Below are 14,187 nucleotides of genomic sequence, written 5' to 3' on the forward strand. Positions count from 1 at the left end.
GGTGGGGCGGAAGTGGGCGGGCGCAGGCTGCTGTCGTTGTCGGACGCACTGGTGCTGCTCGGCGGCGACCCGCCCGCGGTCGCCGCACTCGACCGCGCCCTCGGCGGCGCCCTCGGCGCGGCCACCGGCGGCATCGGCGACGGACTGCTGCGGATCGCCGACGCCCGCGGCAGCATCGTCGCCCTCGGCCGCGACGCCGTCCACGGCCTCGGACGCCGCCTCGGACACGCCCGGGGGCGGGCCGAGCGCACCGAACTCCTGCACGCCGCCCACACCGTGATCGTCGTCGTCGCCTGGTTCGACGCACTGGACGGATCCGATCTGCCCTTCCGCGTGGACGACCTCGAACTGACCCGCGGCGAACAGCTCGCCCTCGCCGGCGCACCGGAGCGGAACGCCCGCGGAGCGGCGTTCGCCCACACCCTGGCAGCCGTCGACGCGCCCCGCCCCGCACCCCACCGCCCCTCCGAGGACGTCGCCGCCGAACTGCTGCGCTGGTACGCCGGGCTGTCGGACCGCTTCCTCTCCTTCGTCGAAGGCCTGCACCTGTGGAGCGGCCTCACCCCGTCCCAGCGCTCCGCCGCGGTGCGCGCCCTCGGCGCCGAACTCGCCCCCCGCGCCGTCGCCCGCTACGAGGACCTCTACGCCCGGCTCGCCGCGGAAGCCCCCGAATTCGGCTTCTGGGTCGGGCAGGTCGAACACCAGGCGACCCGCGACCGGATCCGGCTCGCCCTCGCCGGCATCGAGGAGCTGCTGTCCGGGGCGGCCCGCGGGATGCGCCCGCCCGCCGACGTGGCGGCCGCACTCGCCCGCGCCGCCGAAGCCGCGCTGACCCGCCCCGTCCTCGACGCCTCCGCCGCCCCCGACGGCATCCGCGTCCCCGCCCTGCGGGACATGTACCTCGACCCCGACTTCCGGGTCCGTGCGGCCGACGGAACCGGCGGCCCCGCCACCGAAGCCTGGTGGGAGGAGGCGCCCGTACGCCGCGACCTGACCGGCTACCTCGCCGGCGCCCTCACCGACCCGGGCGGGGCGCAGGCACCGCTCCTCGTCCTCGGCCAGCCCGGAGCCGGCAAGTCCGTCCTCACCCGCGTCCTCGCCGCCCGCCTCCCCTCCGCCGGCTTCCTGCCCGTCCGGGTGCCGCTGCGCGACGTACGCGCCGAGGACGACCTGCAGGAACAGCTGGAGCAGGCGGTCCGCGCCGCCACCGGCGAGCGGGTGGCCTGGCCCGAACTGGTGCGCTCCGCCGGCGGGGCGGTCCCCGTCCTGCTCCTCGACGGGTTCGACGAACTCCTGCAGACGACCGGCGTCCACCACAGCGACTTCCTCGTCCGCGTCGCCCGCTTCCAGCAGCGCGAGGCCGACCAGGGCCGTCCGCTGCGCGCCGTGGTCACCAGCCGCACCGCCGTCGCCGACCGCACCCGCTATCCCGAGGGGCTCGTCGCCCTCCGCCTGGAGCCGTTCCGCGCCGCCCAGATCCGCCGCTGGCTGGACCTCTGGAACGGCGCCAACGCCGCCGGGCTGGCCGCCCGGGGCCTGCGGCCGCTGCCGTGGGACGCCGTCGCCCGCCACGCCTCCCTCGCCGGACAGCCGCTGCTGCTGACCATGCTGGCCCTGTACGACGCCGCCGACAACGCCCTGCCGCGCAGCGCCGGCAGGCCGCCCGGCACCGGCCCCGACGGCGGCGACCCGCTCGACGAGGCCGAGCTGTACGAGGAACTGCTCACCTCCTTCGCGCGGCGCGAGGTCGACAAGACCGCCGGGGACACCCTTCCCGAGGACGGCCTGGCCGAACTCGCCGAACGGGAGCTCCAGCGGCTGTCCCTCGTCGCGTTCGCCCAGCTCAACCGGCGCCGCCAGTGGGTGTCGGCCGCCGAGCTCGACGCGGACCTGACGGCGCTCCTCGGCCGCCCGGCCGCCGAGACCGCCGGCTTCCGGGCGCCCCTCGGGGCGGCCGAGGTGGCGCTCGGCCGGTTCTTCTTCGTCCAGCGCGCCCAGTCCCTCCGTGACGGCCGGATGCTCTCCACGTACGAGTTCCTGCACGCCACCTTCGGCGAGTACCTGGTCGTACGGCTCGCGCTGCACGTGCTCACCAGCCTGCTCGCGGACCGGCCGGCCCTCTCCGCGGGCGCCAGCCGCATCGACGACGACCTGGCGTACGCGCTGCTCTCCCACGCCCCGCTGTCCTCCCGGCAGATCCTGCGCTTCGGCGGGTCGATGGCCCGGCGGATCCCCGACGGCGAGCGGGAGCGGCTGGGGCGGCTGCTGGTGCGGGTCTTCCACCAGCACGGCACCCGCACGGACGATCCCCACCCCGCCTACCGGCCCGCCCGGAACCGCACCTCCTCCCGGCACGGCACGTACGGCGCCAACCTGGTTCTGATGCTGCTCTTACTGTCCGGGCCCACCACAGCGGACCGCCTGTTCCCCGACGCGTCCGACCCCGCCTCGGCGTGGCACCGCAGCGTCCTGCTGTGGCGGTCGTCCTTCAACGAGCAGCAGTGGACGGACTTCGTCCTGTCCGTCTCCGTCCACCGCGGCTGGACGGACAGCGGCCGGAGCCTGGAGATCCGCCTGCGGGAGGAGGAGCAGCGGGCGCCCGAGCCGCTGGACATGCACTGGCTGTACCGCCGGCCGCAGCGCGACACGGTCCTGTGGTCGCGCACCTACTGGGACGACGTGTGGCACAAGATGGACGTCACGGGCGGCACGACCGACCTGCTGGTGCGGCACGCCGTCGACCCCGTCATGGAGCTGCTGGGCCCGGCCGTCACCCTGTTCACCTCCTCCCGGGAGGGCGGGCCCGCCACCTCCCTCGCCCACGACCTGCTGCGCCTGCTGATCGGCGGCAGCACCGGGCTGCCCGCCGACGAACTGGCCGACCTGTACCGGCGAGTGGGCCGCGCGCTCGTGCTGCTGCCCGACGACGCGCCGGTCCGGGAGCCGGTGACCCGGCTGCTGGCCGACGCCCTGCGCAGGGACGGCGCCGTCCTGCCGGGCAGCACGCTCCTCCAGCTGGACCGTGCCGGCCTGCGCGAACGCCGCCTGCGCGAGCGCATCGCGGAGGCCGTCCGGGCCCACCATCCGCACCTGCTGCGCATGCTGCTGGACCACTGACCGCACCTCGCCGCCGAGCGCCCTATCGTGGACGCATGGCCGGAGACGGACGGGCCGGCGCGGGCAGTCCCGAGGAGTTCTTCGAGGGCTGCGGCCGCGGCCTCGCGCTGTACGAGGCGGTCGCGCAGGCGGTCGCCGCACTCGGCCCGGAACCATGCGGGATCCGCGTGACCAGGAGCCAGATCGCCTTCCGGCGCCGCAAGGCCTTCGCCTGGGTGTGGCGGCCCGACCGGTACGTGCGGAGCTCCGTCCCGGCGGTACTGTCCGTCGCCCTGCCGCGGAAGGTGGATTCGGAGCGGTTCAAGGAGGTCGCGCACCCCGCCCCGCGGGTGTGGATGCACCACATCGAGCTGCACGACCCGGCCGAGGTCGACGCGGAGGTGCGCACCTGGCTGGCCGCCGCCCACCGCAACGCCGCCTGACAGGCGTACCTCACGGGTGTCCCGCGGCGGGTCGGCCCGGCACGGCCGGTCAGCGGGAGGCGCGGCAGGCGCCGCCCGCGACGTCCGCTGGGATGCCGGCCTGCTCGAGGCTCGCGACGCAGCTGGTCTGATTGCCGATGGAGCCCTCGTAGCACGCCTGGGCCACGGCAGGGGACGCCGGCTTGCCGTGCGAGGTGACGTACTGCTGGCAGTCCTGGACGCCGGAGGCGGAGGCGGAGGCGGAGGCGTGCGGGGCGGAGAGGAGGACGCCGCCCGCGGCGAGAACGAGACCGGCGAGGATGCCGGGGATACGAGCTGACGGACGCATGGGGGTGCACCTGCTCTTCTCGGGCGTCACGCGATCCGCGAGAGCGCCGGATCACGGGCGGGGGCGGCCCCTGGCGGGCGACATGACGCTCACCCCGCACCTCTCGACGCTAGTGCAGTGGCCGGCCCCCCGCACTCCGGCCGGGCGGTCCCGCGTCCGCCCTCCCGCCGCCGGCTACGGCGCGCAGCGGTAGGTGAACGCGACCTCCGCGGTGCGGCGGTCCGGCGACCGGAGTTCCAGACGGGCGGTGGCCGGGTAGTCGCCCGTGCCGTGGAAGGTCCACAGCAGGTGGAGCTTCGCCTCCTGCTGCCCCTTCACCAGACGCTCCGTCAGCTCCTCGGAGCGGGTGCCGTCGCTGCGGATCCACCGGTACGCGAGGGTGCCGGCGCGGCCGTTCGTCCGTACGGCCGCCGTGATGTCGGCGGTGCCGCCGCACGCCGGTCCGGCCGGATCGGTCGAGACGGCCACGTCGCGGACCTCGATGCCCGGGCCGAGGCGCTGCCAGCCCAGGTAGAGGAGGACGGCGGCGAGGATGGCCGCGGCGAGCGCGTACCGGCGCAGGCCGCCGCCCCGGCGGGCCGGGGCGGCGGGCACCGGCACGGGGAACGGGGCGAGCGCGGCCGCGGTGACGCCGGGGCCGAAGCGCAGCACGGAGCCGTCGACCCGGTCGGGCGCGACGAGGGTGCGGCCCTCGGCGGGGGTTCCGCTGATCCAGTGGCTGCCGAGGGCGGTGGCGCTGTAGTCGTCGTCGCTCATCGGATCTCGCACCGTCTCGTCAGGATCTGCTGGACCGCGGCGCCGGAGCCGGCGGCGGGCGTGGTGGTGGCGCGGACGCTCCAGTAGCAGCCGGTGCCCTTGAAGGACAGGGTCCGCGGGGTGCCCGCCGTGGACGCGGGGAAGGTCATGGATCCCTCCGACACGGCGGCGGTGCCGCGCCCGTCGCTGCTGAACCACTCCAGGCGGACGGTCGCCGGACCGGTGGCGTCGACGGCGAGCGTCACCTGGCCGGTGGTGAAGCCGGTCTGCCCGAACGAGGTCACGGCGACGGAGCGCACCTTCACCGCCGGGGAAGGCGGTGCGGAAGTCGGCGGTGCGGTCGTCGGCCCGCCCGTCGGCGTGCCCGGGGTGCCGGGGCCCGGCGAGCCGGGGCCGGGCGTCGGCCCGGACGCCGAGGCGGAGGCGGATGCGGACGGCGACGCGGACGGCGAGCCCGAGGCGGAAGCCGAGGGGGAGGCCGAGTCCGACGGGGACGCGGAGGGCGAGCCGGAGGCCGAACCGGAGGGTGCCGGGCCGCCCGTCGGCGGGGCGGCACTGGTCGTGGCGAAGGAGCTCAGCGCCGCCGCCCCGCCGGTGTGGTCCGTGGCGGCCGCCTGCTGGACGGCCAGCAGCAGGCCGAGGACGAGGGCCGCGCCGGCGCCCAGCCAGCCGCGGCGGCCCGGCGCCCACAGGGAGGTGCTCGCCGTGGCCGTGGTGGACGCGGCCGTGCCGCCCGCGGAGGGGAACAGCAGCGGCAGCAGGGCGGCGAGGGCGGCGAGCTTGCGCTGCCCGCGCTCCTCCCAGTCGGGCCCGTACGCCCCGCGGGCGATGCCCTCCAGCTCGGCGACGAACGCCTCCGCGTCCTCCGGCCGCTCCTCGGGCCGCTTGGCCAGGCCGCGGCGGATCAGCGGGCGCACCGGCTCCGGGGCCTCGCACTCCGGCACCGGGGCCTCGATGTGCTGGAGCGCGAGCTCGGCGAAGTTCTCCCCGGCGAACGGCTTGCGGCCGGTCAGGCACTCGAAGAAGGTGGCCGTCGCCGCGTACACGTCGGCGGCGGGGGAGGCGGGCCGGCCCTGCCACTGCTCCGGCGCCATGTACGCGGGCGTCCCGGCGACACCGGCCTCGGTGCCCCGGTCTGCGGCGATCCCGAAGTCGACGAGCTTCGACGAGCCGTCGGCCGCGACGAGGACGTTCTCCGGCTTGTAGTCGCGGTGGACGACCCCGGCCCGGTGCGCGGCGGCGAGGCCGAGGAGGGAGCCCTTCAGTACGACGAGCGCCGCCTCGGGCCCGGTCTGCCCCGACTCCCGCAGCAGCTCGCGCAGCGCGATGCCGTCGACCAGCTCCATCACGATGGCGGCGCCGCCGGGCGCCTCCACGTACTCGTACAGGCCCACCACGTAAGGCGAGTGCAGGCCCCCGAGCAGCCGCGCCTCGGCGCGGAACCCCTGGACGAACGCCGGGTCCTGGCGCAGCCGGTCGCTGAGGTACTTCACGGCGACGGGCGTGCCCGTCGCGTCGTGCACCGCGAGCACCACCCGGCCGCTGGCTCCCGCACCGAGCTCTCTGGTCTCCGTGTAACCGGGGACCACCCACGCTTTCATCTTTCCGTCCCCCCTGCTTCGGGCGTTTCTGTCCTGCTACACACGAACGAGCCCATTCCGGTTCCCGGACCGGTGGTGTGGGTGTCGTCGTCCCGACCGGCCGGGCCGGCGGGCGCCGCCGGCAGCGCAGGAAACGCCCCCGGGCTGCGGCGGGGTCATGATAGGGCCCGTCGCCGACACCGGAGCCCCCGGGCCGGACGCTGGCGCCGCAGTGGCCTGTTCGGGGCGGAGGCAATGATTCCGGCTGTGCGCGGACTGTCCCAGACCGCTGTTAGGGTGACGTGTGCTCGTCAAGGCGAGCTCCTTTTTCCATGCATCCACACTTCAACGGGGGTTGAACGTGAAGCTTCGCCATGCCCGCGCCGTAGCCGTCTTCGGCATCGTCGTCTTCGCTCTCACCGGCGCCCGCGGCTCCCACGGCGGCAGCTGCGGCGGAGGCCACAGCTCGTCCGGCTCCGGCAGCTCGGGCGGCAGCAGCTCCGGCGGGAGCAGCAGCAGCGGCACCACCAGCGGCAGCGACGGGAGCGACAGCAGCAGCACCAGCTCCTCCGGCAGCGTCTCCGGCGGCGCCAAGAGCGGCGACAAGGCCGAGCGCGACATCCGCATCAACGAGTGCAAGATGGACGCCACCGGCAAGAAGCTGGTCGCCCGCATCACCGTCACCAACAGCGGCTCCCTGGACGCCACGTACGGCTTCATCGTGAAGTGGAAGGGCGACCCGACGGCGAGCCCCGCCGTCGCCACCGTCACCGGCCTCAAGGTCAAGGGCGGCGCGTCGCAGACGACCGAGGCCACCACCACCTACCTCGGCAAGGGCAACGGCAGCGAGTACAAGGAGTGCGTGGTCTCCAGCGCCACGAAGAACACCTTCTGACGGACGCCCCGGCACTCCGCACCCGAGGCCGTCTCTTTCGGATCCCGCCTGGCGGCAAGACCCGAAAGAGACGACCTGGGTCCCGGCCGCGCGCAAACGCCGCGCGCGCCGGGACCGCGCCGTCGTCACCGCTCCGACGCGGCCGTCCCGTCCCGCCCGGCCCTGCTCCGCCGCCGCAGGTGCCACCACGCCCCCACGGCGGCGGAGGCCGCGGCCAACCCGATCAGCAGCGCGGGCCAGCGGCTGCCCGCCGTCCGCAGGTCCGCGAGCAGGACCAGCAGCACCACGCCCACCGGCACCAGCACCGACGACAGCACGCGCACCGCCCCGGCGAGCGCCCCCGGGTCCAGCCGGGACGCGGTGCGCCGCCGCTCCGGGGGCGGCACGCGCAGGAGGTAGGACTCGGCGGCCCGCACCAGCAGCCGCCGGGTGGCCTTCCGGTACGAGACCGCCATGTACGGCATCCAGACCAGCGGCACCACCATCCCCACCGCGAGGACGGCCAGCAGGAGCGCCCACTGGCCGACCCGCACCAGCCAGGCCCGCCCCCGGCTGCCGGTGCTCTCCTCGGCGGTGGTCACCAGGCCGAGCAGGCGGGCCATGCGCAGCGTCACCCCGACGAGGACCGTCCACCGGCTCCGCGACCGAGCACCGCCGGGCTGCGCACTCCTGCCCGCGTCCGCGGCGAGCGCCCGCGCCGCGGACTGCGCGTCCGGGTAGACGCCTTGCAGCACCAGCAGCTCCGCGGCCCGCTCCGGCGCGGTGGGATCCAGCCCGGACACCGCCGCCAGTTCCATGACGGTGCGCGCCTGCCGCAGCAGCGCCGCGCAGAACGCGACCGGGATGAACACCAGGAACGGGCCGCCGACGAAAGCCCCCTCGGCCACCGTCGCGCGGGTCCCGCGGGCGATCACCGCCGCCCCCAGCGCGGACGCGTCCGCATCCGGCAGCTCCTCGCGCAGCCGCGCCACGCCGCGGGCGGCCCGCGGCCCGTCGTGCCGCAGCGCGAACCCGGCCAGCAGCTCGGGCAGCCGGCCCGGCTGGGCGAGCACCTCCCCCAGCAGGTTCCGCGGCTCCCCGGCCGGCGTACCGCCCGGCGCGCGGCCACGATGCCGGCTCACGGCGCGGAATCCCTTCCCCCGCCGGGCCCGCCATCCTGTCGCGGCGACCCGTCACCCGGCCGCCGCGCGTCACCCGGTCGCGGCCCGGACCCGGCTCCGGAACCTGCCCCGGCCCCGGAACCCTCCCCTGGGCCGGGCCCTGCCCCGGGGCCCGCCCCGGCCGTCGCGCCCGGCGCGGGTGGTGTCCCCTCCGCCGGGGGCTCCGGGCGGCGCAGCAGCCGGGCGACGATGCTGGCCACCACCGCCGCGAACACCACGAGCGGGGTCTGGTGGTAGGCGCCCTGCCCCAGTAGCAGCACCGTCAGCACGGAACTCGTCAGCGGCAGGCCGGTGACCGCCGCGGCGGCCGCCGCGATGCCCAGCGCCAGCCCCGGCGTGGTGCCGAGCCCCGGCAGCCCCGAACACACCACACCGGCGGCCGCACCCACCAGGAGCGACGGGAAGATCGGACCCCCGCGCAGAGCGCCGAGACTGAGCCCCCAGGCCAGGCCCTTGAACAGGATCAGCGCGCAGAGCGCCGCGATCGGCCAGGCGTGCGGGTCGACGGCCAGCGTTCCCAGCGTGATCTGCCCGGACAGCGCGGCCTCCGCCGGGTCTCGGCCCGTCAGCAGCGCGTATGCCGCCACGCACACGCCCACCCCGACGGCGCAGAGCACCGTACGCGGCCCCGTCCGCGGCCGGACCCACTTCTCGGTGCGCCGGCCGAGCGCCATGCCGGCGGCGATCAGCGCCGCGATGAGCGCGGCCGCGGGGATCCCCCACAGGAAGTCGGCAGCGTCGGGGGTGAAGCGGGGCGGGGCGGTCGGCAGGGCGAGATCACCCGTCGACAGCCCCGTCCAGTCCCCGAACCCGGTGAACACCAGTGCCCCGGCGCCGCTCGCGAGCAGGGCCGGCAGCAGCACGACGACCATGCCCGTCCCGCCGAGCCCGGCGGCCTCGATGACCAGGACGGCCGCCACCAGAGGCCCGCCGAGGATCGTGGAGATCGCGGCGGTCTGCCCGGCCGCGGCGACGACCGCCCCGTTCATCGCGTCCAGGGGCTTCCGGGACAGCTGCGCGGCAAGCAGCGCAAGGCCCGAGCCGAGAGCCATCAGCGGTGCCTCCGGCCCGAGGACCACGCCCAGCGGCAGCGTCAGCAGCGCCGCCACGACCACACCGGGCAGCGCCTTCGGACCGACGGGCGGCCCGCCGAGGCCGTGCGCGGGGACGTGGCCCCCGCCGCCCGGCATCCGGGTGACGACCGGCGCCAGGACCAGCCCGGCCAGCAGCAGGCACGGCAGCGGCCACCACCACGGAGACCGGTCGAAACCGAGGTCCCTGGGCCAGTCGTCCCACACGAGATCCTGGAGTTCCTGCTGTGCGCTGACGAAGAAGAAGGACACGAGCGCGACCGGCACGCCCAGCAGGGCGGCGAGGAGCAGCAGCCGCCGGTACCCGCGGCTGGCGAGGATCTGCCGCAGCTGGGGGTCCGCGGCCGAGGTGGGCGCCATGCCGCCATCCAAGATCCTCGGCGCTCCGGCCGCTCGTCCGGCTGCTCCGACCGGACGAGCGGGCGCCCCGCCGAGGGCGGCACGGACGCGCTCCGGACCGGGCCGGGTTTGAAGCCGGGGCGACGGGTCAGACGCCGGGCATGGTGCGCATCGGATACACGATGATGACCGAGCAGGGCGGGCCGCGTGCGCTCGTCGACGACCTCGTGGGCGCCGAGGCCGCGGGCTTCGACTTCTCCGTCATCTCCGACCACTACTTCCCCTGGCTCGAAGAGCAGGGCCACTCGCCCTACGCGTGGAGCGTGCTCGGCGCGGCCGCGCAGGCCACCGAGCGGATACCGCTCATGACGTACGTGACCTGCCCTACCTACCGCTACCACCCCGCGGTCGTCGCCCAGAAGGCCGCCACGGTGCAGCTGCTGTCGCAGGGCCGCTTCCGGCTCGGCCTGGGCTCCGGCGAGAACCTCAACGAGCACATCACCGGCCGCGGATGGCCCGCCCCGCGCGAACGCCTGGAACGCCTGGAGGAGGCCGCCGTCGTCATACGCCGCCTCCTCGCCGGGGAGACCGTCGACCACGACGGCCGGCACTTCCGGATCGACGGCGCACGGCTCTTCGACCTCCCGGACCGGCCCCCGGAAATCGGTATCGCGGTCTCCGGCCCCCGCTCCTGCGCGGTCGCCGGCCGCCACGCCGACCTGCTCATCGCGATCGAGCCCAAGCGCCGGCTGCTGGAGGACTTCGACCGCAGCGGCGGCGCCGGCAAGCCGCGCGTCGGGCAGGTGCCCGTCTGCTACGACCCCGACCGCGACGCGGCCCTGGCCCGCGCCCACGAGCAGTTCCGCTGGTCCGTCGGCGGCTGGCGGGTCAACGCCGAGCTGCGCGGGCCCGCCGCCTTCGCCGAGGCCACCGCCGCGGTGGGTCCCGAGGACGTCGGCAAGGCCGTTCCCTGCGGCGCGGACGTGGAGGACTTCGTCGCGGCCGTACGCCCGTACGCCGAACTGGGCTTCACCGAGGTCGCGCTCGTCCAGATCGGCGGCGCCCACCAGAAGCCCTTCCTCCAGTGGGCCGAGGCCGAACTGCTGCCCGCCCTCCGCGAACTGTAGGCCCGGGCGGGGGCACCCCACCCACCCCGATCACCGACAGACACAGTGCGAAAGGAGCCGTGCACGATGGACGACATGGACCAGGGCGGCGCCGGCGGCGCCCCGCTCGACGACGACACCCCGCAGGACCGGCGCCGGCGCCCCGGCGGCCATGGCGCCCACCAGCCGGGAACGGGCCGCGGACGGCCCCGCGGAGAACGGGGCGCCGCGGACGAGGACGCCCGGGACGGCGAGGCGGGCGACGCCCTCAGCCCCAGCCCCCAGGCACAGCGCCGGACGGCGCACGGCCCGGGCCCCGGCCACGACTGACCGGTCCGCGCTGCGGCGCGGGCGCACAGCGCGACGCCCCCGGTTCCCGAGCCGGGGGCGTCGTACGGCCGGGTCCTCGGCGTACGGGGCGGGGCCTCCTCAGGCGGGCCAGCGGCCCGTCAGGCGCCGCACTCCCGTGGCGCCGGCCCGGTCCACGGCCGCCTTGACCGCGGCGAACACCGCGCCCTGCAGGGCCGCGGCGATGAGGATCTCCGACCAGGCGCGGTCCTCGTCCATCGCGTCGGGCGCGTCGCCCTGGCGGCCCACCAGCTTCCACACCTGTTTGAACACCAGCCCGGCGAGGAGCCCTCCCGCGGCGCCCAGCGCCATTCCGACGGGCCGGTAGGCGAGCTTGGCCTTGTTCACGTCGTCCTCGTTCCTTCCTGGGTCGGGCCTGTGCGGCCGCTCCGGTTGCCGTTCCTCAGGGCCGGTCCGCGATGTACGCGTGGACCGTCTTGCCGCCCTCCGGCGTGGGCCGCACGGACAGTTCCTCGGCGAGGTGGTTGACCAGGATCCAGCCCCAGCCGCCCGCCCCGTCCACATGCGGCGGCCGGCGGACGGGCGGGTCGGGGCTGGTGTCGCTGACGTCGATGCCGACGCCCGCGTCGTACCGGGCCACGTGCAGGGTGCACGGCCCCGCCGTGTGCCGCAGGGCGTTGGTGACGAGTTCGCTGACCACCAGCAGCACGATGTCCGCCGTCGCCGGGGCGACCGGCCGGCCCGCCCGCGCCGCGTCCTTGAGGAACCCGACCGTGGCGCTCCGGGCACTGGCCGCGGCTTCCGCGTCGTGCCCGGGGTCGAGGGACTGTTCCAGTTGGAGAGCCATCGCCTTCTCTCCGGTCGCGTACGGTCGGGCCGGCGCGGACCGCCGTGCCGGTACCGGCCGCTGGGGCCTGTCCGGCCTTGGATCCGCCGGATGGACCTAGTCCGGCGGTTCCACCGGCGGGGGAGTGGCCGGGACGTCGTCGGCGGGGCGCTCACGTCCGCCGCCCTCGCCGCTCTTGCCGCCCGCGCCGCTCCCGCCGCGTACGGCCTCGTCGGCGCGCCGGCGCTCCTCGCGGTCGCCTGCCTCGCCGGGCGCCTGGGAGGGCGGTGTCGGCTTGCGCTGCTCCGCCTCCGGGCCGGCACCGCGCTCCGGCTGCCGGTGTCCTCCGGGTTCTCGGGTCATCGTCTGGGGCCTTCCTGTCGGGCTGTGCACGCCGCATCGGGCAGCTCGCATCGGGCAGCCCGCCCGGGCCGGCATTGCCGCCGACCCGGCGGGCGCACGCGCGCCGCATCCTGTGTGCCTCACGGTGCGGCTGCCCGGATCCCCCGGCCGGAAACGGCCCGGCGCCCGCACGAGTGAGACGCGGACGGGCCGGGGTAGACGCCGGGCCATGAGAAGCCGACCACTCACCCCGCCGCTGTCCCCCGAGGCCTCACGCCGCCTGCTGCGCGCCGTGGAACGGCTCGAACAGTGGCCCGCCCCCGACCGCCTCGCCTCCGCCGTCCGCCGTGCGGTGCGCGCCGTCCCCCTGGGCCGGGCGCGGGACGTCCTGCACGGCCTGCCCCTGGGCCATCCGCTGCACCCGCTGCTGGTCCAGGTGCCCGTCGGCGCCTGGCTCTCCGCCGCCGTACTCGACTGCGTGCCCGGCCGCAGGAGCGAGCCGCAACTGCTGATCGGCGTGGGGCTGGCGGCGGCCGGGCCGGCCGCCGCGGCCGGATGGGCCGACTGGGCGGAGCTGCCGCCGGAGCAGGCCCGCGTCGGCCTGGTCCATGCCGCGTCGAACGCCGCCGCCGTGTCCCTGTACGCCGCCTCCCTGGCAGCCCGGCTGCGCGGCCGCCACGCCCGCGGCCGGCTGCTCTCCCTGGCCGGGCTGGCGGCCGTCGGCATCGGCGGCGCCCTCGGCGGGCACTTGGCGTACCGGCAGGCGGCCGGGGCGAACCACGCCGAGGCCGTCCCCCACCTGGTCCCGGAGGACTGGACCCGGCTGGGGCCCGTCTCCGACTTCCCCGCCGGCCAGGCCGTACGCGCCGACCTCGCGGGGGTGGAGCTGGTCGTCCGGCAGGCAGGAGGCGAGGTGCACGCCTTGGCGGGGCGCTGCTCGCACATGGCGGGCCCGCTCGCGGAGGGCGACATTGACGACGGCTGCGTACGCTGCCCCTGGCACGGCAGCGTCTTCCGCCTGTCGGACGGTTGGAACGTCCGCGGTCCGGCCACGGCGCCCCAGCCGTCCTTCGAATGCCGCACGGTCGACGGGCACATCGAAGCCCGCCTCCGCCGCCACCGCTGACGGCAGCCGCGGCCGGCTCGGGGCGGGGCGCGGGGTCAGCCGTCATCCAGGGCGGCCGCGGCCACGCGCAGGTCCGCCACCAGGCCGCGGTAGGCGGCGTCGCGGTCCGGGGCCCGGAGCACGGCCGAGGGGTGCACGGTCGCCAGGAATCGGGCGTCGGCCAGGGCCGCGGCCCCGCCGGGAGCCGGGAAGGGCTGCAGCACGCCCCGGTGCTCGCCGACGCGGAAGGGTCCGCCGAGCAGGGCCCGGCCGGCCGTGGCGCCGAGTGCCACCACCAGGCTGGGGCGGACCGCGGCCAGCTCGGCCGTGAGCCAGGGCCGGCAGGCGGTCATCTCGCGCAGGTCGGGCGCCTTGTGGATGCGCCGCTTCCCGCCCGCCGGCACCGTGAACTTGAAGTGCTTCACCGCGTTCGTCAGGTAGACCTCGGCCGCATCCAGCCCGGCCTCCTCCAGCGCACGGCGCAGCAGGCCCCCCGCCGGTCCGACGAACGGCTCCCCGGCCCGGTCCTCCCGGTCCCCGGGCTGCTCGCCCACCAGGACGACCCGGGCCCGCTCGGGCCCCTCCCCGAACACCGTCTGCGTGGCCGCCGCGTACAGCGGGCACCCGCGGCACCCGGCCGCGGCCCGGGCCAGTTCGCCGAGGTCGTCCGTACGGGGCACCCAGGGGCCGGCGTCGTACGCCTGCCCGTCCTGCCCGCCCGGCGCCCCCGCCCGTGTTCCGGCCCGTGCTCGCTGCGCCACCTCGGCCACCTCCTGCGGTCGCCCGGCGTCTTCACCGGCCGGGGCGGCGC

15 protein-coding genes are annotated in these 14,187 nt (G+C 76.5%); 6 read left to right on the top strand and 9 right to left on the bottom strand.

The features are described 5' to 3' along the window. Positions 1–36 precede the first annotated feature (36 nt). Complete coding sequence (locus ACZ462_RS14190; protein WP_467808628.1) at positions 37–3,117, top strand: NACHT N-terminal helical domain 7-containing protein; 3,081 nt, start codon at positions 37–39, stop codon at positions 3,115–3,117. 35 nt (positions 3,118–3,152) lie between these two features. Beyond that, positions 3,153–3,539, top strand: a complete 387-nt coding sequence (locus ACZ462_RS14195; protein WP_467808629.1) for a DUF5655 domain-containing protein — start codon at positions 3,153–3,155, stop codon at positions 3,537–3,539. A 49-nt stretch (positions 3,540–3,588) separates the two neighbouring features. Here ACZ462_RS14195 and ACZ462_RS14200 read toward each other — a convergent pair whose 3' ends face one another. From ACZ462_RS14200 to ACZ462_RS14210, 3 genes are all read right to left on the bottom strand, one after another. Further along, a complete protein-coding gene (locus ACZ462_RS14200) occupies positions 3,589–3,867 on the bottom strand; it encodes a hypothetical protein (protein ID WP_467808631.1) in 279 nt (92 codons plus the stop codon). A 174-nt stretch (positions 3,868–4,041) separates the two neighbouring features. Then, positions 4,042–4,623 carry a hypothetical protein gene (locus tag ACZ462_RS14205; RefSeq protein ID WP_467808632.1) on the bottom strand — a complete coding sequence of 194 codons (582 nt, stop codon included), beginning with the start codon at positions 4,621–4,623 and terminating at the stop codon, positions 4,042–4,044. Further along, the gene (locus ACZ462_RS14210; protein WP_467808633.1) at positions 4,620–6,224 is read right to left on the bottom strand and encodes a serine/threonine-protein kinase; all 1,605 of its coding nucleotides are present in this window, start codon (positions 6,222–6,224) and stop codon (positions 4,620–4,622) included. Before ACZ462_RS14210 ends, ACZ462_RS14205 begins: the two co-directional genes overlap by 4 nt. A 340-nt stretch (positions 6,225–6,564) precedes the next feature. Here ACZ462_RS14210 and ACZ462_RS14215 point away from each other — a divergent pair, with 340 nt between their 5' ends. Next, positions 6,565–7,098, top strand: coding sequence for a hypothetical protein (locus tag ACZ462_RS14215; RefSeq protein WP_467808634.1), 534 nt, complete (start codon positions 6,565–6,567; stop codon positions 7,096–7,098). A gap of 125 nt (positions 7,099–7,223) precedes the next feature. Here the strand turns inward: ACZ462_RS14215 and ACZ462_RS14220 are convergent, their stop codons facing one another. Together ACZ462_RS14220 and ACZ462_RS14225 are read right to left on the bottom strand one after the other, a co-directional pair. After that, positions 7,224–8,219: a hypothetical protein gene (locus ACZ462_RS14220; protein ID WP_467808635.1), complete on the bottom strand. Its 996-nt coding sequence runs from the start codon at positions 8,217–8,219 to the stop codon at positions 7,224–7,226. Continuing rightward, positions 8,216–9,709, bottom strand: coding sequence for a chloride channel protein (locus tag ACZ462_RS14225; RefSeq protein WP_467808636.1), 1,494 nt, complete (start codon positions 9,707–9,709; stop codon positions 8,216–8,218). The genes ACZ462_RS14220 and ACZ462_RS14225 overlap by 4 nt, the downstream gene beginning before the upstream one ends. 140 nt (positions 9,710–9,849) lie before the next feature. On the opposite strand from ACZ462_RS14225, the gene ACZ462_RS14230 reads away from it, so the two are divergent. Both ACZ462_RS14230 and ACZ462_RS14235 read left to right on the top strand, forming a co-directional pair. After that, positions 9,850–10,815: a TIGR03557 family F420-dependent LLM class oxidoreductase gene (locus ACZ462_RS14230; protein ID WP_467808637.1), complete on the top strand. Its 966-nt coding sequence runs from the start codon at positions 9,850–9,852 to the stop codon at positions 10,813–10,815. A 66-nt stretch (positions 10,816–10,881) separates the two neighbouring features. After that, positions 10,882–11,124 carry a hypothetical protein gene (locus tag ACZ462_RS14235; protein ID WP_467808638.1) on the top strand — a complete coding sequence of 81 codons (243 nt, stop codon included), beginning with the start codon at positions 10,882–10,884 and terminating at the stop codon, positions 11,122–11,124. 99 nt (positions 11,125–11,223) lie between these two features. Here ACZ462_RS14235 and ACZ462_RS14240 read toward each other — a convergent pair whose 3' ends face one another. The 3 genes from ACZ462_RS14240 to ACZ462_RS14250 all read right to left on the bottom strand — a co-directional run bounded on the left by ACZ462_RS14240 (position 11,224) and on the right by ACZ462_RS14250 (position 12,292). Further along, positions 11,224–11,490, bottom strand: a complete 267-nt coding sequence (locus tag ACZ462_RS14240; RefSeq protein WP_467808640.1) for a DUF4235 domain-containing protein — start codon at positions 11,488–11,490, stop codon at positions 11,224–11,226. A gap of 55 nt (positions 11,491–11,545) precedes the next feature. Then, positions 11,546–11,950: an ATP-binding protein gene (locus tag ACZ462_RS14245; protein ID WP_467808641.1), complete on the bottom strand. Its 405-nt coding sequence runs from the start codon at positions 11,948–11,950 to the stop codon at positions 11,546–11,548. Between the two features lie 96 nt (positions 11,951–12,046). Then, positions 12,047–12,292, bottom strand: a complete 246-nt coding sequence (locus tag ACZ462_RS14250) for a hypothetical protein (RefSeq protein ID WP_467808642.1) — start codon at positions 12,290–12,292, stop codon at positions 12,047–12,049. Between the two features lie 208 nt (positions 12,293–12,500). Between ACZ462_RS14250 and ACZ462_RS14255 the strand changes: the two genes are divergently transcribed. Continuing rightward, positions 12,501–13,397, top strand: a complete 897-nt coding sequence (locus ACZ462_RS14255) for a Rieske (2Fe-2S) protein (protein ID WP_467808643.1) — start codon at positions 12,501–12,503, stop codon at positions 13,395–13,397. A 35-nt stretch (positions 13,398–13,432) separates the two neighbouring features. Here the strand turns inward: ACZ462_RS14255 and ACZ462_RS14260 are convergent, their stop codons facing one another. After that, the gene (locus ACZ462_RS14260) at positions 13,433–14,137 is read right to left on the bottom strand and encodes a UdgX family uracil-DNA binding protein (RefSeq protein ID WP_467808644.1); all 705 of its coding nucleotides are present in this window, start codon (positions 14,135–14,137) and stop codon (positions 13,433–13,435) included. Positions 14,138–14,187: the final 50 nt, after the last annotated feature.

This window comes from Streptomyces sp. NPDC031121, from assembly GCF_055570615.1.